Genomic DNA, 23,981 nt, shown 5'->3' with positions numbered 1-23,981 from the left:
ATCGCGGCCTACCCCGCCAGATCCAGTTTCGAGGCCACGGTTGAATCCGCATTGAGGCGATAGATGATCGGCACGCCGGTCGCGAGCTCGCGCTTCAAAATGCCTTCGGGTGAAAGCTTTTCAAGCACCATGATCAGCGCGCGCAGCGAGTTGCCGTGGGCGGCGACCAGCGTGCGCTTGCCATTGAGCACGCTGGGCAGAATCTCCTGCACATAGTACGGCAGCGCGCGCGCGAGGGTGTCCTTCAGGCTTTCGCCGCCGGGCGGCGGCACGTCGTAGGAGCGGCGCCAGATCAGCACCTGATCCTCGCCCCATTTCTTGCGGGCATCATCCTTGTTGAGGCCGGAGAGATCGCCATAGTCGCGTTCGTTCAACGCGAGATTCTTCGAGGTCGGCAGGCCTTCCTGCCCGAGCTCACCGAGGATGAGGTCGAGCGTGTGCTGCGCGCGCGTCAGCACCGAGGTGTAGGCGACTTCGAACACCAGGCCCTGCGCCTTCAGCTTACGGCCAGCTTCCTTCGCTTCGGTCACGCCGAGCTCGGTGAGATCAGGGTCCTTCCAGCCCGTGAACAGGTTCTTCAGATTCCATTCGCTCTGGCCGTGCCGTACGAGCACGAGAAGACGTTCGCTCATTCACTGCTTTCCGTTTCGTTCAGATGTCAGACAGGCCAAGCACGTCGGCCATGGAGTAATGCCCCGGCTTCTTGCCATGCGCCCACAGCGCCGCCTTGAGCGCGCCATGGGCGAACAGCATGCGGTCCTCGGCGTGATGCGACAGCGTCAGGCGCTCGAACGGGCCGAGGAAGCTGACACTGTGATCGCCGGCCGCGGTGCCGCCCCGCAGGGAGGCAAACCCGATGTCGCCCGGGCGGCGCGCGCCGGTGAGGCCGTCACGGCCGCGCGCGGCGTGCTCATCGAGCGGGATGCCGCGGCCACTCGCGGCCGCCTGGCCCAGCATCAGTGCCGTACCCGAGGGCGCGTCGATCTTCATGCGATGATGGGTCTCGACGATCTCGATGTCAAAACTCTGGTCGAGCGCTTTGGCGACGCGCTTGACCACGGCCGCGAGCAGGTTGACGCCGAGACTCATATTGCCGGATTGCACCACGACAGCGCGGTTGGTCACGCTCTTGATCACGGCGTTATCGGAGCCCGACAGCCCGGTCGTGCCGATGACGTGGACGAGGCCGCGCTCGGCGGCGATCGCGACATTGGCGATGGTCGCGGCCGGCACGGTAAAATCGAGGATTCCGTCGGCATCCTTGGACATCGCCCAAAGGTCGGCGGAGAGCTTGATGCCGTTGGCCGGCAGGCCTGCGAGCACGCCGGCATCCTTGCCGAGCAACTCCGAGCCCGGCGCCTCCAGCGCGCCGGCCAGCACCGCGCCTTTGCTCTCGGCAATCGCCCGCGTCAGCGCGCGCCCCATCCGGCCGCCGGCCCCAGCAACAATCAAGCGCATGTCGGACATGGTGTGATCCTCTTCGCTGCCGTTGTAGCGGGGGCAGACAGTTCCGGCAACCGAGAGGCATGAGCACCATCGTCATTCCGGGGCGATGCGCAGCATCGAACCCGGGATCTTGAGATTTCCCGGTGCGCAATTGCGCACCTGAGGTCTGGTCCTTCGGACCATCCCGGAATGACTGCGTGCTTCAGCCGTCCGACGGCTGCGGGCCGTCATAGCCCTCGATGATGATGAGATCGGCGATGGAGTGCGGCTGGCGCACCTTGATGTTGGCCTGGTATTCCGGCGAGTTGTAGCAGGCGAGCGCGGTCTCGTAGTCCGGGAATTCGATCACGACGTTGCGGTTGCGGCTGGCACCTTCGACGGTGGTGAACTTGCCGCCGCGAACGACGAAGCGGCCACCCCATTTCTTGAAGATCGGACCGTTGGCGACGGCATAGGGCTTGTAGCCCTCGTCATTGCTCACATCGACGCGTCCGATCCAGTAGCCTTTTGCCATTGTTGTTCTCCCTCTTGTTGATTAGCCGAGCGCCTGCGCGATCTCGGCTTGAATGGCTTCCGCGATTGCCTTGGGCTCGGTGGCTTCCACCACCGGCCGCCCGACGACGAGGTAATCGGCGCCGGCAACGATGGCGCGGCCGGGCGCCATGATGCGCTTCTGATCGCCGCTTGCCGAACCAGCCGGGCGGATGCCGGGCGTGACGAGGCTCATCTGATGGCCAACAATCTTGCGCAAGGCACCCACCTCTTCCGGCGAGCAGACGAGACCATCGACGCCGAGCACCTGCGCCTGCTGCGCGCGCGCTTCGACCAGTTCGGAGACGCCGAGCCGGTAGCCGGCCGCGTGCAGATCGTCGTCATTGTAGGACGTCAGCACGGTGACGGCGAGGATCTTCAGGTTCGAACTGGCGCGGCCTTCGACGGCGCCCTTCATGGTCTGTGGATAGGCGTGCACGGTGAGGAAGGTTGCGCCGAGCTTGGTGATGCTCTCGACCGCTTGCGTCACGGTGTTGCCGATGTCGTGCAGCTTGAGATCGAGAAAGACCTTCTTGCCCTTGTCGGCGAGCCGGCCGACCAGCGGCAAGCCGCCGGCATAGGCGAGCCGGTAGCCGATCTTGTAGAAATTGACGCTGTCGCCGAGCCTGTTGACCATCGCTTCCGCGACATCGACGCTCGGCACATCGAGCGCAACGATCAAGCGGTCCTTCGGGGCGATCTCGGCGGGCGTCATGTCACCTCACATCATGCGTTGGGAAATGTCGATCAACTGCCGCACCAAGGCCTGCAACGCGGCGATATCGCCCTCGTTCTTCAGCCTGTCCATATCGTCATAGGCCTGGTCGGCAAAGGCAAGCGTGAGCTGGTTGGCAATCACATTGGCATGGCAGGAGGTCAGGATCAGCCGCAACGCCTGCAGCGCACGGGCCGCGCCCAGCCGGTTCTGTGAGGCGCCGGCGAGCGCGAAGACGCGATTGCGGAACACGTCGCCGCGCGCCTCGTGCAGATCGTGTACGCGGCTGACCCAGTCGATCGCGTTCTTCAGCAGCGGCGGCACCGAAGCATTATATTCGGGCGTGACGATCAGCACGCCGTGATGCGCGCCGATCATGCGCTTGAGATTGATTGCGTGCTTGGGCACGCCGGATTTGGCCTGGAGGTCGCCGTCATAGATCGGCAGCGGAAAATCGGCGAGCGAGATGCGGGTGATTTCGACGCCGGCTTGGGCGAATTCATACGCTGCGACCGCCGCCAGCTTCGCGTTATGCGAGCCGGTGCGCAGCGAGCCGGGAATGATCAGGATCTTGGGAGCTGACATCCAATCCAATGCGTTCGGCGAAACGAGCCCGCCGCGCAAAACGAGGAGCCGGCGGAATTAATCCTTGCGATACACCCAGACGCGGGCCGGCGGAAGGTTCATCCAGATCCGTTCCGAGGCCTCTGTGGACACGCCGGGCAGTGATTTCGGGATCGGCGGCACCACCGCATAGGTGAACTGAATGAAGGGCGCACCGGGCGCCAGCGCCGCGAAGGAGTCGCGGATGAGCCGCAGCCGCGTCAGCATCGGTTTTGTGACGAGCGGCAGGCCGGAGACGACCGCGGAGGCCGGCTCGCTCAAGATGTTCCAGAGCGTATCGCGCAAGCGATAGGCATCGCCCTGCACCACCTTGGCCTGCGGGTAGCGGTCGCGCAGCAGCGCACAGAAGCCAGGATTGTATTCGACCAGGACAAGACGCTTCTGGTCGATGCCGCGCTCGATCAGAGCTGAGGTGATGGCACCCGTGCCGGGCCCGAGCTCGACCACCGGAGCGTCGGAGTCGATATCAACGTAATGGGCCATGGTCCGGGCCAGCAGCTTGCCCGACGGCATTACCGCGCCCATGTGCAGCGGCTTTTCGATCCACGATCTGAGAAAGCGTACCTCATCATCGAGACGAGGCTTCTTCAACGCACGCGCGGACGATGGCAATGGCATGTCAGGACCGGACGGGACCGCAGGACGCGGCGTGTCAGAAAATGGTCATAAAGACGTATAGGCCGAAGGCGGCACGGTCAAGACGCGTCAACTCGCCCGATTACCGAAGAGATCCTTGACCTTGGCGAAGAAGCCCTCTGATTCCGGCTGCGTATTGCCGGAGGACAGCTTTTCGAACTCGGCCAGCAATTCCTGCTGCTTCCTGGTGAGGTTCTGCGGGGTCTCGACCACGACCTGGACGTACATGTCGCCCATCTGGCGCGAGCGCAGCACCGGCATGCCCTTCGATGCGATGCGGAATCGGCGGCCCGATTGAGTTCCGGCGGGCACCTTCACTTTGGCCTTGCTCTTCTCGATCGTCGGCACCTCGAACTCGCCGCCAAGGGCGGCCGTCACCATCGAGATCGGCACGCGGCAATGCAGATCGGCGCCGTCGCGCTGGAAGAACTGGTGCTGGGCCAGCGACAGGAAGATGTAGAGGTCGCCGGGCGGGCCGCCGCGGACCCCGGCCTCGCCCTCGCCGGCGAGCCTGATCCTCGTGCCGTCCTCGACGCCTTGCGGAATGTTGACTGACAGCGTGCGCTCGCGGGTGACCCGGCCCTGTCCCGAGCAGGACGGGCAGGCTTCCTCGATCATCTGGCCGCGTCCCTGGCAGCCGGGACAGGTGCGCTCGAGCGTGAAGAATCCCTGCGACTGCCGCACGCGGCCGGCGCCGCCGCAGGTCGAGCAGGTCTTCGGCTTGGTCCCGGCCTTGGCGCCGATCCCCGAGCAGGCCTCGCAGGTGACCGAAACCGGAATTTCGATCTGCGCGGTCTTGCCGCTAAAGGCTTCCTCGAGTGTGATCTCCATGTTGTAGCGCAGGTCGGCGCCACGCTCGCGGCCGCCGCGGCCGCGCTGTCCGGCCATGCCGAACAGGTCTTCGAAAATGTCAGAGAAGGAGGACGCGAAGCCCGCGCCGAAACCGGCACCGCCGCCGCCGAAACCGCCGCCCTGCTCGAACGCTGCATGGCCGTAGCGATCGTACGCGGCGCGCTTGTCCTTGTCCTTGAGGATCTCGTAGGCCTCGTTGATTTCCTTGAACTTGACCTCGCTGGTTTGATCCCCCGGATTGCGGTCGGGATGGAATTTCATCGCCAGCTTGCGAAACGACGATTTCAGCTTGGATTCGTCGGCGTCGCGATCGACCTCGAGGGTCTCGTAGTAGCAGCGCTTGGTGGACGTGGACATGATGAGCTCGGTCTATCCAATCGCGTATCAAGTCGGAGCGAAACGACGCCGCTGCGCGACGACATGAGCGTCCCTCCGCGTTGCGGCGGAAGACGGCACAGCGGCGTTCAGCATAACGGCTGGAAATTGATCGATCGTAACGGGCGCCTTGCCCGCCCGTCCCGACACGGCGGCCTCCCCCGCGAGGGGGGAGGTCGGTAGCGCGTGTGGGGTCCAAGCCGTCCGCATCGTTACCCTCTCGGGGTTCAGGCGGACTTCTTGTTGTTCTTGTCGTCGTCGACCTCGGTGAATTCCGCATCGACGACGTCGTCCTTGGCCGCATCCTTCTTGGCGTCGGCCTCGGCCTGCTGCTTGTACATGGCCTCGCCGAGCTTCATCGACACCTGGGCCAGCGTTTGGGTCTTGGCCTTGATCGCCTCGGCATCGTCGCCCTTCAGCGCTTCCTTGAGATCGCTGACGGCATCCTCGATGGCGCGGCGCTCGCTCTCGGCGACCTTCGAACCGTGCTCGGCCAGCGCCTTCTCGGTCGAATGCACGAGGCCATCCGCCTCGTTCTTGGCGGTCACCGCCTCGCGGCGCTTCTTGTCCGCCTCGGCATTGGCCTCGGCGTCCTTGACCATCTTCTCGATGTCGGCTTCCGACAGGCCGCCCGAGGCCTGGATGCGAATCTGCTGCTCCTTGCCGGTGGCCTTGTCCTTGGCCGAGACGTTGACGATGCCGTTGGCGTCGATGTCGAAGGTCACCTCGATCTGCGGCATGCCGCGCGGCGCCGGCGGAATGCCCATCAGGTCGAACTGGCCGAGCATCTTGTTATCGGCCGCCATTTCACGCTCGCCCTGGAAGACGCGGATGGTGACCGCGTTCTGGTTGTCCTCGGCGGTCGAGAACACCTGGCTCTTCTTGGTCGGGATCGTGGTGTTGCGGTCGATGATGCGGGTGAACACGCCACCCAGCGTCTCGATGCCCAGCGACAGCGGGGTGACGTCGAGCAGCAGCACGTCCTTCACGTCGCCCTGGAGCACGCCGGCCTGGATCGCAGCACCGATCGCCACGACCTCGTCCGGATTGACGCCCTTGTGCGGCTCCTTGCCGAACAGCTGCTTCACGACCTCCTGGACCTTCGGCATGCGGGTCATGCCGCCGACCAGCACGACTTCGCCGATCTCACCGGCGGTGATGCCGGCGTCCTTCAGCGCTTTGCGGCAGGGCTCGATGGTCTTCTGCACGAGGTCGTCAACCAACGCCTCGAACTTGGCGCGGGTGAGCTTCATCGTCAAATGCTTCGGCCCGGTCTGGTCCGCGGTGATGAAGGGCAAGTTGATCTCGGTCTGCGTCGTCGAGGACAGCTCGATCTTGGCCTTTTCAGCGGCTTCCTTCAGGCGCTGCAAAGCGAGCTTGTCGTTGCGCAGATTGATGCCCTGCTCCTTCTGGAACTCGTCGGCCAAATAACCCACGAGGCGCATGTCGAAATCTTCGCCGCCGAGGAAGGTGTCGCCGTTGGTTGACTTCACCTCGAACACGCCGTCGCCGATTTCGAGAATGGAGATATCGAAGGTGCCGCCGCCGAGGTCGTACACCGCGATGGTGCCGGCCTTGGTCTTGTCGAGGCCATAAGCGAGCGCGGCCGCAGTCGGCTCGTTGATGATGCGCAGCACTTCAAGGCCCGCGATCTTGCCGGCGTCCTTGGTCGCCTGGCGCTGGGCGTCGTTGAAGTAGGCGGGAACGGTGATGACGGCCTGATCGACCTTCTGGCCGAGATGGGCTTCCGCGGTCTCCTTCATCTTCTGCAAGATGAACGCCGAAACCTGCGAGGGCGAGTAGGTCTGGCCGTCGGCCTCGACCCAGGCGTCGCCGTTGGAAGCCTTCACGATCTTGTACGGAACGAGCTTCTTGTCCTTCTCGACCATCGGGTCGTCGTAGCGGCGGCCAATGAGGCGCTTCACTGCGAAGAAGGTGCGCTCGGGATTGGTGACGGCCTGGCGCTTGGCCGGCTGCCCGACGAGGCGCTCGCCGTCATCCGTGACGGCGACGATCGAAGGCGTCGTGCGCATGCCTTCGGAATTCTCGATGACTTTGGCGTTCTTGCCATCCATCACGGCGACGCACGAGTTCGTGGTGCCGAGGTCGATCCCAATGACCTTTCCCATGGTCCTGATATCCTTCTTTTTGCGGCAGGTTGGTTGGGCCCAGAAGGCACCCGATCCAAACCCCCTAAGATCAAACATCCGCGATATTGCGATGATTGAGGCTCATATAGGAGGGGGGCAGGGGCCCGCAAGGACCGAACGCAAGTTTCGGCCGTGAAAACATTGGGTTTTGGAAGATCATATCCGGGCTCAACCGCCCTTGCGGGTGAGGAAATATTAACAGGTTCGGGCCTCAGCAAGCCCCGCCCGCGCAATCTGCCCCACCCTGTTACGACAGGGCCAAACCCGCTAAAAGGCGGACCGGCCGGGCAGCCGCAGCACAGCCGCTCCGCGCGACAAAGCGGCCCGGTGGCCGACCATCGAACGGCCTCAATGTGAACCAATCAGAGTGCCCATGAAGCTGACCCGCCCCCTCGCCGCGCTCGCCGTCCTCATTGCCTCCGCGCTTCCGGCCCTTGCCGCCGACGCCGTTTACCCGCCCGGCTTGCGCCTCGGCATGGTGCCGCTGATCGGGCTGAGCACGGCCAAGTCCTTTCCGGGCTTCGAGAGCGAGGACGGCAACGTCAAGGTGCTGATCACCGAGCTGCCGCCGGCGGCCTATGGCGAGGTCGTGAGCGCCTTCAATTCCAATCCGGCCGGTGCGAACGGCGTCAAGCAGGACAAGATCGAAACCCCCGCGGGCCTTGCCTATTTCACCACCGAAAGCGGCAAGGCCGGCGATACCCCGGTGAGGCGCTATTCGATGATCGTGCCGGGCGCCGGCTTCTCCGGCTATGTCGCGGTGCAGATCCCGGAGAATGCGACCAAGATCTACAGCGATGAAGCGGTGCGCCAGATGTTTGCGACCGCCGTCACCCGCAAGCAGGTCTCGGCCGAAGAGCAGATCGCGCTGATGCCGTTCAAGATCACCGATCTCGCCGACTTCAAGGACATCCGTACGCTGGCGCCGGGCTCGAGCATCATCCTGGCCGACGGCGACGAGAGCACGGGCTATGAGTCGAAGCCGTTCATGATCCTCGGCCTGATTGGCGCCACTCCGCAGCAGGCCGACGACCGCGCCCGCTTCGCCCAGGAAGCGGCGCTCCAGATCCCCGGCGTGCGCGAGTCGCGCGTCACCATGTCTGAGCCGATCCGCATCAACGGCCAGCAGGGTTTCGAGACCCGGATCGACGGCGTCAGCGGCAAGGACAAGGTTCCGGTGACGGTGGTGCAGTGGATCCGCTTCTCAAGCGGCGGCACCTCGCTGCGCATCATCGCCAGCGCCCCGCGCGACCAATGGCCAAGCGCGTTCACCCGCTTCCGCGCCGTGCGCGACGGCATCCAGCCGAAGGGGTAGCTCCGGTACGCGGGAGCGGTGAGGATCCGCCGACCCAAGCCCAACCACTCGATAAGACCGGCTGCATTTTCGGGCTTCTGTTCGCACACAAGCGGAACTAGGCTTGGCCTCCATTGGGTTCATTCCTGGAGGGGAGACGAACGATGCTGGATCGGCGACACATGTTGGCGGCGCTTGCGACCACGGCGCTCGCGGGCCTCGCACCAACCGCGCTGTTTGCGGCCGCGTCAATCAAGCCTGACGAAGCCTCCGCGCTGCTCGTGATCGACGTGCAGAATTGCTTCCTGCCCGGCGGCAGCCTCGCGGTGAAGGAAGGCGAGCAGGTGGTGCCCGTCATCAACAAGATCGCAAAAGCGTTTGCGAACGTGGTGATGACGCAGGACTGGCATACGCCCGGGCACATCTCATTCGCTTCGGTGCATGCCGGCAAGAAGCCGTTCGAGACCGTCGATCTTCCCTACGGCAAGCAGGTGTTGTGGCCGGACCATTGCGTGCAGGGCACCGACGGCGCCGCGCTGTCAAAGGATCTTGCGATCCGGCACGCCGAACTGATCATCCGCAAGGGTTTTCACAAGGACGTCGACAGCTACTCGGCCTTTGTCGAAGCCGACGGCAAGACCTCGACGGGCCTCGCCGGCTATCTCAAGGGCCGCAGGATCAAGCGCGTCTTCGTCGCCGGTCTCGCCACAGATTTCTGCGTCGCCTGGACCGCGCTCGATGCGCGCAAGGCGGGCTTCGAGGTCTATGTGGTGGAGGACGCCTGCCGCGGCATCGACACGCAGGGCTCGCTGGCAAAGGCCTGGGCCGATATGGCCAAGGCCGGCGTGAAGCGGATTCAGTCTGCGGATATCGCGGTGACCGCGTAAGCACTTCGCGCAGTCATTCCGGGGCGGCCCGAAGAGCCGAACCCGGAACGAGGCTAAAACTCAGTTTGCCGCGCTGTTCGGCTCGTTGGTGTTGGCCGCGGGTGCGGCCTTCGCGCCGCCTTTGGCGACGCCGACCAGGGCGGGACGCAGCACGCGCTCGCCGATGGTGTAGCCGGCCTGCACGACCTGCACCACGGTGCCCGACGGCACCGACGCATCGGGGACTTCGAACATCGCCTGCTGGAAATTAGGATCGAACTTCTGGCCCTGCGGATCGAACTTCTTCACGCCGTGCTTTTCCAGCGCGTTGAGCAGCGAGCGCTCGGTGAGTTCGACGCCTTCGATCAGCGAGATCAGGCCGGGATCGGCTGCGGCCCGCGCCTCGGCCGGTACGGCATCGAGCGCCCGCTGGAGGTTGTCGGCGATGTCCAGCACGTCGCGGGCAAAGCCCGTAATGCCGTAGAGACGGGCGTCGGCGACCTCCTTGCTGGTGCGCTTGCGCAAATTCTCCATCTCGGCCAGCGTCCGCAGCATGCGGTCGCGCGCCTCGGCGGCTTCCTTCTGCAACGTCTCGACCGAGCCCGGCTCGGGATCGTCGGGCATGATGTAAGGCTTCGACACCACCGGCTCGCCGGTCGGCGCGGTCGTGTCTTCGGGTTGCCGGTCTTGATCGGTCATCGGCTCTAATCTCGAACTCGTTTCCAGGGATTGTTGGCCCGGATATCGTGCCTAAGCTTGCGAAAATCAAGCGCCCGTGATCGGAGGAACGCCGATCAGCCCCCCAAAAGCCGACTGACGATGCGGGCGGCGTAGTCCACCGTCGGGATCACACGGGCATAATTCAGCCGCGTCGGGCCGATCACGCCGAGAACGCCGACGATATGGCCGGCGGCATCCCGATAGGGCGAGATGATGGTGGAGGAGCCTGACAGCGAGAACAGCTTGTTCTCACTCCCGATGAAAATTCGCACGCCTTCCGCGGTTTCGGCCCGGCCGAGCAGGTCGATCACGCCGCGCTTGGTCTCGAGATCATCGAACAACAGGCGCACCCGCTCGAGGTCCTCCAGCGCGTGCAGATCTTCCAGCAGATTGGCGTGGCCGCGGACGATGAGCTGGCGGTCCTCGTTCTCGCCCCCGGACCAGCTCGCGATGCCGGCCGCGATCACCTTTTGCGTCAGCTGATCGAGCTCGGCCCGGGCCTCGCCGAGCGCGGTCTCAAGCTCGAGCCGCGCCTCGGCCAGCGTGCGGCCGCGAATCCGTGCATTGAGGAAATTGCCGGCTTCGGTCAGCGCCGAGGAGGGAACTCCGGGCGGCAGCGTCAGCACGCGGTTTTCGACCTGGCCATCCTCGCCGACCAGGATCACCAGCGCTTTCTCTGGTTCCAGACGGACGAACTCGATGTGCTTGAGCCGTGCGTTGGATTTTGGCGTCAGCACGACCGCGGCGGCACGGGTCAGGCCCGACAGCCGCATCAAGGCCTGGTCCAGCGCTGCTTCGACCGATTGTGCCTGGCCGACCGACGAAAGCTGACTCTGGATGGATTGCCGCTCGGCCTCGGTGAGGTCGCCGACCTGCATCAGGGCGTCTACGAAGAAGCGCAGGCCGAGTTCCGTCGGCAGCCGGCCGGCGGAGGTATGGGGCGCATAGATCAGGCCGAGCTGTTCCAGGTCGGCCATGACGTTGCGGACCGAGGCCGGCGACAGCGGCATCGCGATCAGGCGCGAGATATTGCGCGAGCCCACCGGCTCACCGGTCGCGAGATAGCTTTCGACAATTTGACGAAAGATGTCGCGGGAACGCTCGTTGAGCTGGGCAAGGCCTGCGCGCGGCGCGATCAGATGGATCGGATCGTGATGGGCCACGGACGGTAACTCCTCTCAGATACTCGTAATTTGTCCATCCCGGACGCTTCTGACAAGCGTGGCGTTTGCGGGCCCGAAATCAGGGGTGAAAAAACCTTGCCGCCCACCCTCACCCCACCTACAAGCACCGCGAACAGCCTTTCCCGTGAGTTTTTGGAGGACTTCCCATGCGGCCAAGCCGCCGTGCGCCCGACGAATTGCGCCCCGTGACGCTGGAGCGCGGCGTGGTCAAATATGCGGAAGGCTCGTGCCTGGTGAAATTCGGCGACACTCATGTGCTGGTCACCGCCACGCTGGAAGACCGCCTGCCGCCGTGGCTGAAGGGCCAGGGGCGCGGCTGGGTCACCGCCGAATACGGCATGCTGCCGCGCGCGACCTCGGAACGCACCCGCCGCGAGGCCTCCGCCGGCAAGCAGAGCGGCCGTACCATCGAGATCCAGCGCCTGATCGGCCGCAGCCTACGTACCATCGTCGATCTCGAAGCGCTCGGCGAGCGGCAGATCACGGTCGATTGCGACGTGCTCCAGGCCGACGGTGGCACCCGCACAGCCGCGATCACCGGCGCTTGGGTCGCACTTGCCGATTGCATCAACTGGATGAAGGCGCGCAACATGATCAAGTCCAATGTGCTGCGCGACAACGTCGCCGCGATCTCCTGCGGCATCTATAATGGCACGCCGGTGCTCGATCTCGACTATGCCGAGGATTCGGAAGCCCAAACCGATGCCAATTTCGTCATGACCGGCGATGGGCGCATCATCGAGGTGCAGGGCACCGCGGAACGCGAGCCGTTCAGCGAAACCGAGTTCCTGGCGCTGATGGCGCTGGCCCGCAAGGGCGTCGCGCGTCTGGTGGACTTGCAGAAACTGGCTGTGGCGTAGTCAATAGGCCATGCACCGCCGAATCACGGACAAGCTCGTTATCGCCACCCACAATCCCGGCAAGCTCGCCGAGATGCGGGAGCTGCTTGCGCCGTACGGCATCGAGGCGGTGTCGGCTGGTGAGCTCGGCTTGGCCGAGCCCGAAGAGACCGGTAACCATTTCCGCAGCAACGCCGCGATCAAGGCGGTCGCGGCGGCGCAGGCGACCAAGCTTGCCGCTTTCGCCGACGATTCCGGCATCGTGGTCGATGCGCTCGACGGCGCGCCCGGCATTTTCTCGGCGCGCTGGGCCGGGCCAAACAAAGACTTCGCAGCGGCGATGGCGCACATCGAGCGCCTGCTCCAGGAGCGCGGCGCGACCACGCCCGACAAGCGCAAGGCCCATTTCGTCTCCGCGCTCTGCGTCGCCTGGCCCGACGATCATCGCGAAGAGGTCGAGGCGCGCGTCGACGGCACGCTGGTCTGGCCGCCGCGCGGCACCGCCGGCTTCGGCTACGATCCGATGTTTCTGCCCGATGGCCACAGCCGCACCTTCGGCGAGATGGAGAGCATCGAGAAGCACGGCCTGCCGCCGCTCGGCCTCGGCCTGTCGCATCGCGCCCGCGCCTTCGTGAAACTGGCGGAGATCTGCCTTGAGCCGCGCTAAGGAAGCCTTCGGCGTCTACGTGCACTGGCCGTTCTGCCTGTCGAAATGCCCCTATTGCGACTTCAACAGCCATGTCCGCCACGTCGCGATCGACGAGGCGCGCTTTGCATCCGCCTTCGCCCGCGAGATCGCAACCACGGCTGAGCGCGCACCCGGCCGTGAAGTGACCTCGATCTTCCTCGGCGGGGGCACGCCATCGCTGATGCAGCCCGCAACCGTCGGCGCGGTGCTCGATGCGATCGGCAAGCACTGGCATGTCGCAGGCGACGTCGAAGTGACGCTGGAGGCAAACCCGACCAGCGTCGAAGCCACACGCTTCGCCGGTTATCGTACCGCCGGCGTTAACCGCGTCTCGCTCGGCGTCCAGGCGCTCGACGATGCCTCCTTGAAGGCGCTCGGCCGCATGCACAGTGCGCGCGAGGCCCTCGATGCCGTCGCCATCGCGCGCCGTTCGTTCGACCGGTATTCGTTCGACCTGATCTACGCCCGCCCCGACCAGACGCCGGCGATGTGGGCGGACGAGCTGCGTCTCGCGATCGACGAAGCGGCCGAACATCTGTCGCTCTACCAATTGACGATCGAGGAAGGCACGCCGTTCTTCGGCCTGCACCAGGCCGGCAAATTGAAGACGCCGGACGAAGCGGTCGCGCGCGCGCTTTACGACGTGACGCAGGAGACCTGCGACAAGCTCGGCCTGCCCGCCTACGAGATTTCAAATCACGCGCGCCGCGGTGCCGAGTGCCGGCACAATCTGGTCTATTGGCGCGGCGAGGAATATGCCGGCATCGGTCCCGGCGCGCATGGCCGCCTCGACATCGATGGCATCAGGCACGCCACCGCCACCGAAAAGCGCCCCGAAGCCTGGCTGCTGCGGGTCGAGACCAACGGCGACGGCGTGGTCACCGACGAGCTCCTCAACAGCGAGGAGCGCGCCGACGAATTTTTGCTGATGGGATTGCGGCTGGCCGAGGGAATCGACCCTCAGCGCTACAAGGCTCTCTCCGGCCGCCCGCTCGACCCAAAACGCATCGCTCTATTGCGCGAGGAAGGCGCAATCACGGTGGACGCCACGGGCCGGCTGCGCGTGACAAGCAGTGGCTTCCCCGTGCTGGATGCGGTGGTTGCGGATCTGGCAGCGTAACGCGCTACGCCCCAAAACTCTTCGGCGAGCCTGCCACCGCAACCCCGCCGCCGGTCGTCACCTTCATCACCGCAAGTCCTCGCTCGTTGGTGCCGTCGGGGCGGAAGCGGAACAGGCCGTCGATGCCGGCAAAGCCGGAGGGGTTGGTGAGCACGTCGGGCGAGAAGCGCGCCGTGCCTTGCGTGCGCGCGAGTGCGGCGACGAGGGCGACCGCGTCATAGGCGAGCGTTGCGGTGCGCACCGGCTCGGCGCCGTATTTGGTGCGGTAACGGCCGGAGAAGGCGCGGAAGCCGGCCGGATCCGGCGCGGCGTAGAGACCGCCTTGCAACGCGGCGCTGGCATAGACGCGCGGATTGTCCCACAGCCCGGTGCCGAGCAGCTGGATGTTGCGCAAATTCGCACCCGCCGCGGTCATCGCATCCGCCACTGAAACCACGGCATCGCCGTCGTCGGCAATGAACAGCGCGTCCGCACTTCCGAGCTGCTGCGCCACGGTTCGAGCTGGGGTGGCGCGGTCGGCGCCGTATTTCTCGAAGGCGACGATGCGCCCACCACGCCGCGGCACTGCCGCCTTCACGGCGGCTTCGACCACATTGCCATAGGCGTTGTCGGGCACGAGCACGGCGACGGAGCGCTTTCCGATGCTGGCAGAATATTCGACGATGCGGTTGACGTCGGACTCCGGCAGGAAGCTGAGCAGATAGACGCCGCGTCCGGCGATGCTGGAATCGGTCGAGAATGCCATCACCGAGATGCCGCGCGTGCGCGCGACCTGCGCCACCGCCGGCACCGATTGTGCGAACAATGGTCCCAGGATGATTTCGGCGCCCTCGTCGACCGCCTGCTGCGCGCCGGCTTGCGCGCCTTGCGGGCTGCCATTGTCGTCCTTGATCAGGAGCTGGATGTTCGGGTTCTGGAACTCGGCCAGCGCCATCTCGGCGGCGTTGCGCATGGATTGCGCCGCGAGGCCTGCATTGCCGGCCGCCGAGAGCGGCAGGATCACGGCGACCTTGACCCCGCCGGTGCCAGCGGTCGTGCCCTGTTGGGGCGGACCAGCCGGCTGCGCCGGTGGCGCGGAGCTGGAGAACTGGCTGAGACTCTGCTGCACGCCGGCGCAGGCCGACAGCAGGGGGGCGCCGAGCAACAGGCCAAGCGCGCTCCGGCGGGTTGCCCCGGGCCATCGGGGCGCCGGACCGGAAGACTTCGAACTAGACGGGCCCACCATCGCAGTTTCTCTTCCGACCGGCCGTTGCCAGCCGGTCACCACATTGCTCCACGACGCAAGCCGCGGATTCAGGCATATTGTCGGCAAACAGTTAACCAAAACAAAAGGATAATCGCCACTTAACGCGACCGCCCTCCTATGCTGGCCAACCGCTGGCCGTCACTTACGCAGCATCAAGGGAGGTTTCCGTCGCGAATATGGCGCGAGGGCCTTGCTCCCGCGCAACGTGACCCCGCATTGATCACATTCCCGTCCGTTCCTCGCCCCTCACCTCGGCACGATCTTTTTCGAAGAGCTGGTTCCCAGCCCTGCGGATCGTGCCTAAGTTGACTTCATTATGCGCGCAAAGCCGGCCCCGATAAATACGCCTGAAGCTCAAGACGCCACCTTGCGCGGCTTCTCCATCGACGCCCATCGGCTTGCCGTGGCGAAGGCCGCGCCGGGCCTGCATCTGGTCGCGACCCCCATCGGCAATCTCGGTGACATCACCCTGCGTGCGCTTCAGACGCTCGCCGGCGTCGACGTCATCGCCTGCGAGGACACCCGCATCACGCGGCGCCTGACCGAGCGTTACGCCATCGCAGCGCAGCTCAAACAATATCATGAGCACAACGCGGAAGCCGCGCGTCCGAAGATCCTGGAGGCGCTTGCCGCAGGCGGCTCGGTCGCGCTGGTGTCCGATGCCGGGACGCCGCTGATCTCCGATCCCGGCTTCAAGCTGGTGCGCGAGGTCTGCGCCGCCGGCCATGCGGTCTATGCGCTGCCCGGTCCCTCCTCGGTGCTGGCGGCGCTGTCGGTCGCGGCGCTGCCGACCGACCGCTTTTTCTTCGAGGGCTTCTTGCCGTCGAAATCGGCGGCGCGCAGGTCGCGCCTTGTTGAGCTGGCTCGCATCGATGCGACACTGGTGATGTTCGAATCCGGCAACCGCGTGCAGGACGCGCTCGCCGATCTCGCCGAGATTATGGGGACGCGCCAAGCCGCGATCTGCCGCGAGCTGACCAAACTGCATGAGGAGATTTCGCGCGCAACATTGAGCGAGCTGGCTCGCGAGGCGGATACGCTGGAGACGCGCGGCGAGTTCGTGCTGGTGATCGCCCCACCTGCGGTCGACGCCGAGGTGCTGACGTCGGATGCGCTGGACCAGCTCCTGCGCGAGCAGCTGGCCGCGCACAGCGTCAAGGATGCCGTGGCGCATGCGGTCGCACTCTCGGGCCGCCCGCGGCGCGAGGTCTATGCCCGCGCGCTCGAGCTCGCAAAAGACCTGCGGGGCGGCGATGGCGAAGACTGAGGTCCCGGCGGAACCGAAAGTCGCCTCGCCCGAGCGCATCGCCGCGTTCCGAACCGGCATCTCCGCCGAGAGCCGCGCCGCCGCCTATCTGATGGCCAAGGGCTACCGCATCCTCGCCAAACGTTATCGCACCCCGCATGGCGAGATCGACATCGTGGCGCGCCGCCGTAATTTGATCGCCTTCGTCGAGGTCAAGGCGCGCGCGACGCTGGATGACGCCGCCTTCGCGGTGACGCCGCGCCAGCAGCAGCGCATCATCGACGCCGCGCAAGGCTGGCTCGTAGCGCATCCCGAGCATGCCGAATTGGAATTGCGATTCGACGCCATGCTGATTGCGCCGCGATCACTTCCACGCCATTTGTTGGCGGCATTCGACGCCTCGACCTGAAAGGCAGACCATGAAACTCAACGTCGCCGTCCAGATGGACCCCATCGCCCGCATCAACATCAAGGGCGATTCCACCTTTGCGCTGCTCCTGGAGGCACAGAAGCGCGGCCATGGCCTGTCCTATTACACCCCCGACAAGCTCTCGATGGTGGGCGAGGAGATCGTCGCTCCGGTTCAGCTCCTCACCGTGCGCGACGAGCCGGGCGATCATTTCACGCTCGGCGAGCCCAGGCGCGAAGCGCTCAACGGCTTTGACGTGGTGCTGCTCCGCCAGGACCCGCCGTTCGATCTCGCCTACATCACCTCGACGCATTTTTTGGAGCGCATCCATCCGAAGACGCTGGTCGTCAACGATCCCGCCTCGGTGCGGAACGCGCCGGAAAAGTTGTTCGTGATGAACTTTCCGCAGCTGATGCCGCCGACCCTGATCTCGCGCGACTTAGATGAGATCAATGCGTTTCGCGACAAGCACGGCGCCGTCGTGATGAAGCCGCTGCACGGCCATGGCGGCGCCGCGGTGTTCCGCGTGATGCCGCAGGACATGAATTTCGGCTCGCTGTTCGACATGTTCTCGGTGACGTTCAGAGAGCCCTGGGTGATCCAGCAGTTCATTCCCGAGGTGAAGCACGGCGACAAGCGCATCATCCTCGTCAACGGCGAGTTCGCCGGCGCCGTAAACCGTGTGCCGGCCGCGGACGACCTCCGCTCCAACATGGTGCGCGGCGGCGCGGCGCAGGAGACCGAGCTCACCCCGCGCGAGCGCGAGATCTGCGCCACCGTCGGTCCGGCGCTGCGCGAGCGCGGCCTCCTGTTCGTCGGCATCGACGTCATCAACGGCAATCTCACCGAGATCAACGTCACCTCGCCGACCGGCATCCGCGCCATCGCGCGGCTCGGTGGGCCGGACGTGGCGGCGAAGATATGGGACGCGATCGAAGCGAAGCGGGCGAAGTAAGGGCTGTGGACGCGCAATCTCCCCGAGCTAGCTCGTCCAGGCGAAGGACGGACGACATCCTTTGGTGTTGCGCGCGGCCCACCTCATTGACAGCCCCGCCGCTGCACGTGCTCACATCACTAACCACCCGTTCACCATGACGCCGCACCGGTCATGCGAACGAATAGGCTGGCTTGCGTAAATCTACGGGGCCGCTGGCCGGTTGAATAACGCCACGTTCACCATCAGCCGAAAACCAGCACCGTCACTGGCCATCACATCCGGCCTCGCAACACCCCTTATACTTTTACTCCCTACTCATCGACAGGGGGGACCCGCCACGTGCGGTTCGAGTGCCCCGCGTATGAGTAGAAGCGTATGAATACCGCACGCCTTGTCGTTCTCGTCATCGCGCTCGCTGCCGGCGGCGTCGCTGCGTATCTGGCGAGCGGCTATCAGAATGCGCCCGCGCCCGTTCTGCCCGTCACCGAGAAACTGCCGACCGTCGAGGTTCTCGTCGCGAAAACCGACATCGGGCTCGGCCAGGCCGTGAAGCCCGAGGACCTGCAATGGCAGGTCTGGCCGGCAGCGACGGCGAGCAATGCGTTCATTCGCCGCGACAGCAGGCCCGAGGCGCAGACCCAGATCGCCGGCTCGATCGCGCGCGTGCCGTTGATGCAGGGCGAGCCGATCCGCGAGCAGAAGCTGGTCAGGGCCGAAGGCTCCGGCTTCATGGCTGCGATCCTGCCCTCCGGCATGCGGGCCGTATCCACCGAAATTTCAGCCGAGACCGGCGCCGGCGGCTTCATCCTGCCGAACGACCGCGTCGACATCGTGCTGACCCGCCGCCTGAAGAATCCCGACACCAACGGATCGACCGGCGGCAACGATCTGATCGTGTCCGAGGTCATCCTGACCAACATCCGCGTGCTCGCGATCGACCAGGCGCCGAAGGAAAAGGACGGCCAGACCGCCGTGATCGGCAAGACCGTCACGCTCGAGCTCAAGCCCGACCAGGTCGCCACGCTGTCGGCTGCGCGCCAGGGCGGCACGCTCCAGCTCGCGCTGCGGAGCATCGTCGATGCCAACGCAGTCGACGGGTCGCCCGAGGACCAGGCGGTCAAGCGTCCCGGTGGCGTGAACGTAATTCGTTATGGCGTGCAGGCGCGCCAACTGACGTCACAGAAGTGATGATGGGGACAGTATGAACTACGGGGATGATCGGACGGGCCTGCGCATTCGGGGGAAGCGCGCGCGCTCGTTCTTGGCGGGGACGATGCTGCTGCTGGGGCTGCTCGCAGCCTCCGACCGGCTCAGTGCCGCGGATGCCCCGGTCGGCGATCAGGCACCGATGCAGGCGCCTGATCTCGGTGTGTCCTCGGTCGCGACGATCGCGCCGGCGCGGACGCGCTTTCTGTCGCTCGGCGTCGGCAAGTCCGTCGTCATCGACCTGCCGCGCGAGGTCAAGGACGTGCTGGTGGCCGATCCCAAGATCGCCAATGCCGTAATCCGCTCGGCGCAGCGCGCCTATATCATCGGCGGCCAGGTCGGCCAGACCAACGTGGTGTTCTTCACCGCCGACGGCCAGCAGGTCGCCTCCTACGACATCGCGGTGAAGCGCGACCTCAACGGCATGCGCACCGCGCTGCGCCAGTCGCTGCCGGGCGTGCAGATCGAAGGCATCGGCGACAGCGTGATGCTGACCGGCTCGGTCTCGAGCCCGGTCGAGGCACAGCAGGCGGGCGACGTCGCCGCAAAGCTCGTCGGCGGCTCGGACAAGGTCGTCAACAACATCGTCGTTCGCGGCCGCGACCAGGTGATGCTCAAGGTCGTGGTCGGCGAAGTGCGCCGCGATATCGTCAAGCAGCTGGGCGTCGATCTCAGCGCCAGCCTGAACGCCGGCACCGCGGTGGTGAATTTCAACAATTCCAACCCGTTCTCGGTCTCAGGCGGCCCTCTCGTCAGCAGCAACGGGCTCGGTGTTACCGGACTCGCAAAAGGCGTGGCCACCGTCAACGCCACGATGCGCGCGATGGAAAGCGCCGGCGTCATGCGCACGCTCGCCGAGCCGAGCCTAACCGCGATCTCCGGCGAGTCCGCCACCTTCATCGCCGGCGGTGAATTCCCGATTCCGGCCGGCTATTCCTGCGATCCGGTCACCCACGTCTGTACCACCCAGATCACCTATAAGAAGTTCGGCATCTCCCTGAACTTCACGCCGGTCGTGCTGAGCGAAGGACGTATCAGCCTGCGCGTGATGACCGAAGTCTCGGAGCTGTCGAATCAGAACGCCATCTCGGTGACGCAGGCGGTGTCCGCGGGCCAGACTAGCTCGATCACCATTCCCTCGGTTCAGACCCGCCGCGCCGAAACGACACTGGAAATTCCCTCCGGCGGCTCGATGGCGATGGCCGGCCTGATCCAGCAGCAGACCAAGCAGGCGATCAACGGCCTGCCCGGCGTGGACCAGGTGCCGATCATCGGCGCGCTGTTCCGCAGCCAGGACTTCGTCAACAACGAAACCGAGTTGATGGTGATCGTGACGCCCTATGTGGTGCGCGCCGTCGCCCAGAAGGAATTGTCGCGGCCCGACGACGGTTTCGCGCCGGCTTCCGACGCGCAGACGGCGCTGCTCGGCCGCATGAACCGCCTTTATGGCATCACGCGCCGCGTCGATCCCATCAACGGCACGCCCGGCGATTTCGGCTTCATCATCGATTGACGACGAGCGGACGGCCTGGGGACCGGAGCAGAAACGGGGCAAGAGGGGAATCAAGCGATGACGAGGACGATAGCCGACCGACGCCGCCCTTTGAGCGTCGCGCTGGTGCTGACGGGGCTGTCCGTCATGCTGGGCGCGTGCAACACCACCGGTGAAATCGTCACTCAGACAGTGCCGACCGACTATCGCCAGCGCCACCCGATCGCGGTGCAGGAGGGTAGGCGCTCGATCGTGATCTTCGTCGGCAAGGCGCGCGGCGGCCTCTCGGCCGCGCAGCACGCCGATGTCGCTGGCATTGCCCGGGATTGGATGCGCGAAGGCACCGGCTCCGTCGTCGTCGACGTGCCCGTCGACACCGCGAATTCGCGTGCCGCGGCGGCGACTTATCGAGAAATTCGTTCCGCGCTCGCATCCGGCGGCGTGCCCTCGCACGCCATCCTCCAGCATCCCTATCGTCCCGAAGACCCCGGCCTCCTGCCGACGATCCGGCTGAGCTATTCCAAACTCAGCGCGGTGGCCGGACCCTGCGGGTTGTGGCCGGAAGACGTTGGTCCGAACATCCTCGACCCCGGCTACAATGAGAACCGGCCGTATTTCAATCTGGGCTGCGCCAGCCAGCGCAACCTCGCGGCCATGATCGACAATCCCGCCGACCTCGAGCAGCCGCGCGCCGAGACGCCCGCCTACACCGCACGGCGCGACATCGCCTTCGACCGCTATCGCAAGGGCTCGACGACCGCGACTTCCTATCCCGAGGCCGACAAGGCCAAACTTAGCGACACCGGCAAATGACTGGCATCCACGACGAAGAAGCGGACGATCCGCGGCACCCCGACGAACACATTGCACCGGTTCCTCGCATCTCGGTGCAGGCCTTTTGCGAGACCGAGCAGACGCTCGCCGCGGTGACCGCGGCGGGGGAGGATCGGCGGCTCGCCAAGGCGCATCTCACCGCCAGGGACGGTGGTCTCGCTGCGGCAATCGAAGTCTATGAAACGATGCCGACGCCGAACGTGATCGTGATCGAATCCGACGGCACGCGTGACATCCTGGAGGGGCTCGACGACCTCGCCGGCGTCTGCGACCCCGGCACCCGCGTCGTGGTGATCGGCAATCCCAACGACACCGCGCCCTATCGCGAGCTGGTCCGCCGCGGCGTCAACGACTACGTGGTCGGGCCAGTCGAAACCCTCGACGTCGTCCGCTCGATCTGTAGCCTGTTCTCGGCATCCGAAGCCATCATCACCGGCCGCGTCATCGCGGTGGTCGGCGCCAAGGGCGGCGTCGGCGCGTCCACCGTTGCGCACAATGTGGCCTGGACCATCGCCCGCGACCTCGCGCTCGATTCCGTCGTGATCGATCTCGACCTCGCCTTCGGTACTGCGAGCCTCGACTACAATCAGGATCCGCTGCAGGGCATCGCCAACGCGGTGCTATCGCAGGACCGGCCCGACACGGCGCTGATGGAGCGCCTGCTTGCCAAATGCACCGAGCGCCTCAGCCTGCTGGCGGCCCCCGCGACGCTCGACCGCGTCTACGATTTCGGCGCCGAAGCTTTTGATGCGGTGTTCGACACGCTGCGCATGACCACGCCCTGCATCGTGCTCGACGTACCCCACCAATGGTCGGGCTGGACGCGGCGGGCGCTGGTCAACGCCGACGACATCGTGATCGTGGCCGAGCCCGATCTCGCCAATTTGCGCAACACCAAGAACATGCTGAGCGTGCTCAAGGCGGCGCGCCCGAACGACCGGCCGCCGCTGTACTGTCTCAACCAGGTCGGCATGCACAAGCGCGCGGAGATCGAGGTCAAGGCTTTCGCCAAAACCATGGAGAGCCAGCCGCTCGCGGTGATCCCGTTCGATTCGAAGCTGTTCTCGACCGCCGCCAACAACGGCCAGATGATCGCGGAGATCTCCAAGAGCCACCGCACCACCCTTCTGTTCCAGAACATGGCCAACCGCCTCGCCGGCCGCGGCGAGGTGAAGAAGCCGAGGCGCTCGCTGCTCGGCCCGCTGCTGAAGAAGCTGAAGGGCAGGTCGGGCCGCGGATCCGCCCCGCATCGCAAGGCGTCGTAGGGGCTGGACGCGTTTTCGAGCGACGGATCCGGGTTCGCGTCAAGAAAGCGCGCCAAAAACGAGATCTAAACGGCGCGGGCTATTTGTCCGCCCGCTGCTGCTTCTTCGCCAGCAATTGCCGCAGCGCCGTGACCTTTGCCGCCGCCTGATCCGGCGGCAGGTCGGTCCTCACGATAGCCTCGGCCTCGGCCTGCTTTCCTTCCAGTCCCAGCACCAGCGCGAGATTGGCGCGCACGCGGGAATCGGCGGGATTGCGCTCGTGCGCGCGGCGCATCGTTTCCTCCGCCCGCGGCAGATTGTTCTGGAGCATGTAAGACAGGCCGAGATTGGACAAAACCTGCGGCTCGTCGGGCACGATCTTCAAGGCGGTCGCATAATATTGCTGCGCCTCCTCATTGCGGCCGAGCTGATCGAGCGCCGCGCCCTGCGCCGACAGGATGCGCCAGTCCGGATCCTCGGGCGTATGCGCTCGGCCGAGGACGTCGAAGGCCTGCTGGAAATTGCCGTTGTCAGCGAGCGCGCGGCCATAGCCGGCGAGCAATGCCTTGTTGCTGGGATGGCCGAGCACGGCCTGCTCCATCACCGCGACCGCCTGCGCCCGCTGGCCGCTATCGCGCAGCGCCTTGCCATAGGCGAGCACAACGCCGGGATCACCGGGCGTGGCGCGATAGCGTTCGCGCAAGGTGTCCATGTCCGGCTTGGCGTCGGCCTTCACACTGGCTTCAGATCTGACGCCGAGCGCGCCGGTGACATCCTCGATGCCATTGGTCTGGCAGCCGGCGAGGACAAGCACCATCAACGCGGGAAGCAGGAATTTCGCCGAAGGAGAGGCGGGAGACGGACGCTTGGACATACTCTGATCACTCGGCGACTGATCAGAGATGCTTACCCATTAACGCTAAAGCCCCGTTAAGGAGGCGCGACCATTAAGGTCTAATCGACGAACTCCGCGCCGAACTCGCAGCCGATGCGCCAGCGCAGGCGGCATTGGCGGGAATAATCGGGCGCGAAGATGATGGTGAATTGCGGCGGCACTTCCAGGAATTCCGCCACCACTTTCACGCCGCCATCCGAGATATCCGTGATCGTGCAGTCGCGCGGCAGCGAGCCCGCGCCAAAATGGATTTTGGCGAGCCGGCTGCATACCCGACGTTCGCTTCTCCGGCGATTTGCAAGCATTTGAATTCTTCACCCGTTAGACCACGGCCCATCCCGCAAGCGTAGGAGTAGCGGACATTCGTTGGAATGTGCTGAGGGGAGCCGCTCGCATTCGAGGCGTAGTGTCCGCTTCACGTTTACGATCGGA

The 23,981-nt window shown here is 65.3% G+C and carries 25 protein-coding genes; 12 read left to right on the top strand and 13 right to left on the bottom strand.

Annotated elements, in window-relative coordinates:
* Nucleotides 1–8: 8 nt before the first annotated feature.
* The 8 genes from IVA98_RS09915 to dnaK form a co-directional block, all read right to left on the bottom strand.
* Nucleotides 9–632 (bottom strand): 2,3-bisphosphoglycerate-dependent phosphoglycerate mutase, encoded by a 624-nt coding sequence (locus IVA98_RS09915; protein WP_247354809.1) that lies wholly within the window; start codon nucleotides 630–632, stop codon nucleotides 9–11.
* 19 nt (nucleotides 633–651) lie between these two features.
* Nucleotides 652–1,467, bottom strand: coding sequence for a 4-hydroxy-tetrahydrodipicolinate reductase (dapB, locus tag IVA98_RS09910; protein ID WP_247294994.1), 816 nt, complete (start codon nucleotides 1,465–1,467; stop codon nucleotides 652–654).
* A gap of 181 nt (nucleotides 1,468–1,648) precedes the next feature.
* Nucleotides 1,649–1,960 carry a DUF1330 domain-containing protein gene (locus IVA98_RS09905; RefSeq protein WP_247294991.1) on the bottom strand — a complete coding sequence of 104 codons (312 nt, stop codon included), beginning with the start codon at nucleotides 1,958–1,960 and terminating at the stop codon, nucleotides 1,649–1,651.
* A 21-nt stretch (nucleotides 1,961–1,981) separates the two neighbouring features.
* The gene (gene pyrF, locus IVA98_RS09900) at nucleotides 1,982–2,692 is read right to left on the bottom strand and encodes an orotidine-5'-phosphate decarboxylase (RefSeq protein WP_247354808.1); all 711 of its coding nucleotides are present in this window, start codon (nucleotides 2,690–2,692) and stop codon (nucleotides 1,982–1,984) included.
* A 6-nt stretch (nucleotides 2,693–2,698) separates the two neighbouring features.
* Nucleotides 2,699–3,277, bottom strand: coding sequence for an NADPH-dependent FMN reductase (locus IVA98_RS09895; RefSeq protein WP_247294984.1), 579 nt, complete (start codon nucleotides 3,275–3,277; stop codon nucleotides 2,699–2,701).
* A gap of 57 nt (nucleotides 3,278–3,334) precedes the next feature.
* Nucleotides 3,335–3,934: a class I SAM-dependent methyltransferase gene (locus tag IVA98_RS09890; RefSeq protein WP_247294981.1), complete on the bottom strand. Its 600-nt coding sequence runs from the start codon at nucleotides 3,932–3,934 to the stop codon at nucleotides 3,335–3,337.
* An 87-nt stretch (nucleotides 3,935–4,021) separates the two neighbouring features.
* A complete protein-coding gene (gene dnaJ, locus IVA98_RS09885) occupies nucleotides 4,022–5,161 on the bottom strand; it encodes a molecular chaperone DnaJ (protein WP_247354806.1) in 1,140 nt (379 codons plus the stop codon).
* 245 nt (nucleotides 5,162–5,406) lie between these two features.
* Nucleotides 5,407–7,308, bottom strand: a complete 1,902-nt coding sequence (gene dnaK / locus IVA98_RS09880) for a molecular chaperone DnaK (protein WP_247276571.1) — start codon at nucleotides 7,306–7,308, stop codon at nucleotides 5,407–5,409.
* Between the two features lie 394 nt (nucleotides 7,309–7,702).
* Here dnaK and IVA98_RS09875 point away from each other — a divergent pair, with 394 nt between their 5' ends.
* Together IVA98_RS09875 and pncA are read left to right on the top strand one after the other, a co-directional pair.
* Nucleotides 7,703–8,644: a hypothetical protein gene (locus tag IVA98_RS09875; RefSeq protein WP_247332713.1), complete on the top strand. Its 942-nt coding sequence runs from the start codon at nucleotides 7,703–7,705 to the stop codon at nucleotides 8,642–8,644.
* A gap of 143 nt (nucleotides 8,645–8,787) precedes the next feature.
* Complete coding sequence (gene pncA / locus IVA98_RS09870; RefSeq protein ID WP_247354804.1) at nucleotides 8,788–9,510, top strand: bifunctional nicotinamidase/pyrazinamidase; 723 nt, start codon at nucleotides 8,788–8,790, stop codon at nucleotides 9,508–9,510.
* A gap of 60 nt (nucleotides 9,511–9,570) precedes the next feature.
* Here the strand turns inward: pncA and grpE are convergent, their stop codons facing one another.
* Nucleotides 9,571–10,188 carry a nucleotide exchange factor GrpE gene (gene grpE, locus IVA98_RS09865; RefSeq protein WP_247276574.1) on the bottom strand — a complete coding sequence of 206 codons (618 nt, stop codon included), beginning with the start codon at nucleotides 10,186–10,188 and terminating at the stop codon, nucleotides 9,571–9,573.
* A gap of 95 nt (nucleotides 10,189–10,283) precedes the next feature.
* Nucleotides 10,284–11,372, bottom strand: a complete 1,089-nt coding sequence (hrcA, locus tag IVA98_RS09860; protein WP_247294970.1) for a heat-inducible transcriptional repressor HrcA — start codon at nucleotides 11,370–11,372, stop codon at nucleotides 10,284–10,286.
* A gap of 167 nt (nucleotides 11,373–11,539) precedes the next feature.
* Between hrcA and rph the strand changes: the two genes are divergently transcribed.
* The 3 genes from rph to hemW are packed head-to-tail and all read left to right on the top strand — an operon-like array spanning nucleotide 11,540 to nucleotide 14,040.
* Nucleotides 11,540–12,253 (top strand): ribonuclease PH, encoded by a 714-nt coding sequence (gene rph, locus IVA98_RS09855; RefSeq protein WP_247354803.1) that lies wholly within the window; start codon nucleotides 11,540–11,542, stop codon nucleotides 12,251–12,253.
* 10 nt (nucleotides 12,254–12,263) lie between these two features.
* Entirely contained in the window at nucleotides 12,264–12,899 is a 636-nt protein-coding gene (gene rdgB / locus IVA98_RS09850; RefSeq protein ID WP_247354802.1) for an RdgB/HAM1 family non-canonical purine NTP pyrophosphatase, read from the top strand.
* Nucleotides 12,886–14,040 (top strand): radical SAM family heme chaperone HemW, encoded by a 1,155-nt coding sequence (gene hemW, locus IVA98_RS09845; RefSeq protein WP_247294964.1) that lies wholly within the window; start codon nucleotides 12,886–12,888, stop codon nucleotides 14,038–14,040. Before rdgB ends, hemW begins: the two co-directional genes overlap by 14 nt.
* Nucleotides 14,041–14,044: 4 nt before the next feature.
* Here hemW and IVA98_RS09840 read toward each other — a convergent pair whose 3' ends face one another.
* Nucleotides 14,045–15,265: a penicillin-binding protein activator gene (locus IVA98_RS09840; protein WP_247294962.1), complete on the bottom strand. Its 1,221-nt coding sequence runs from the start codon at nucleotides 15,263–15,265 to the stop codon at nucleotides 14,045–14,047.
* Nucleotides 15,266–15,602: 337 nt separating this feature from the next.
* On the opposite strand from IVA98_RS09840, the gene rsmI reads away from it, so the two are divergent.
* The 7 genes from rsmI (at nucleotide 15,603) to IVA98_RS09805 (ending at nucleotide 22,675) form a co-directional block, all read left to right on the top strand.
* A complete protein-coding gene (rsmI, locus tag IVA98_RS09835) occupies nucleotides 15,603–16,553 on the top strand; it encodes a 16S rRNA (cytidine(1402)-2'-O)-methyltransferase (RefSeq protein WP_247294959.1) in 951 nt (316 codons plus the stop codon).
* Nucleotides 16,540–16,941 carry a YraN family protein gene (locus tag IVA98_RS09830; RefSeq protein WP_247294957.1) on the top strand — a complete coding sequence of 134 codons (402 nt, stop codon included), beginning with the start codon at nucleotides 16,540–16,542 and terminating at the stop codon, nucleotides 16,939–16,941. The genes rsmI and IVA98_RS09830 overlap by 14 nt, the downstream gene beginning before the upstream one ends.
* Before the next feature lie 10 nt (nucleotides 16,942–16,951).
* The gene (gene gshB, locus IVA98_RS09825) at nucleotides 16,952–17,896 is read left to right on the top strand and encodes a glutathione synthase (protein WP_247294955.1); all 945 of its coding nucleotides are present in this window, start codon (nucleotides 16,952–16,954) and stop codon (nucleotides 17,894–17,896) included.
* A gap of 357 nt (nucleotides 17,897–18,253) precedes the next feature.
* Nucleotides 18,254–19,066, top strand: a complete 813-nt coding sequence (cpaB, locus tag IVA98_RS09820; RefSeq protein WP_247294952.1) for a Flp pilus assembly protein CpaB — start codon at nucleotides 18,254–18,256, stop codon at nucleotides 19,064–19,066.
* Nucleotides 19,067–19,079: 13 nt separating this feature from the next.
* Nucleotides 19,080–20,597 (top strand): type II and III secretion system protein family protein, encoded by a 1,518-nt coding sequence (locus IVA98_RS09815; RefSeq protein ID WP_247294949.1) that lies wholly within the window; start codon nucleotides 19,080–19,082, stop codon nucleotides 20,595–20,597.
* 57 nt (nucleotides 20,598–20,654) lie between these two features.
* Nucleotides 20,655–21,389 (top strand): CpaD family pilus assembly protein, encoded by a 735-nt coding sequence (locus IVA98_RS09810; protein ID WP_247294946.1) that lies wholly within the window; start codon nucleotides 20,655–20,657, stop codon nucleotides 21,387–21,389.
* Nucleotides 21,386–22,675 carry a CpaE/TadZ family protein gene (locus tag IVA98_RS09805; protein ID WP_247294944.1) on the top strand — a complete coding sequence of 430 codons (1,290 nt, stop codon included), beginning with the start codon at nucleotides 21,386–21,388 and terminating at the stop codon, nucleotides 22,673–22,675. The genes IVA98_RS09810 and IVA98_RS09805 overlap by 4 nt, the downstream gene beginning before the upstream one ends.
* 79 nt (nucleotides 22,676–22,754) lie before the next feature.
* Here the strand turns inward: IVA98_RS09805 and IVA98_RS09800 are convergent, their stop codons facing one another.
* Nucleotides 22,755–23,528: a tetratricopeptide repeat protein gene (locus tag IVA98_RS09800; RefSeq protein ID WP_247294942.1), complete on the bottom strand. Its 774-nt coding sequence runs from the start codon at nucleotides 23,526–23,528 to the stop codon at nucleotides 22,755–22,757.
* 80 nt (nucleotides 23,529–23,608) lie between these two features.
* Nucleotides 23,609–23,854 (bottom strand): PilZ domain-containing protein, encoded by a 246-nt coding sequence (locus IVA98_RS09795; RefSeq protein ID WP_018644993.1) that lies wholly within the window; start codon nucleotides 23,852–23,854, stop codon nucleotides 23,609–23,611.
* Nucleotides 23,855–23,981: the final 127 nt, after the last annotated feature.

It is taken from the genome of Bradyrhizobium sp. 160 (assembly GCF_023073735.1).
GTDB lineage: Bacteria > Pseudomonadota > Alphaproteobacteria > Rhizobiales > Xanthobacteraceae > Bradyrhizobium.
This window is presented reverse-complemented; position numbering and strand designations above follow the sequence as displayed.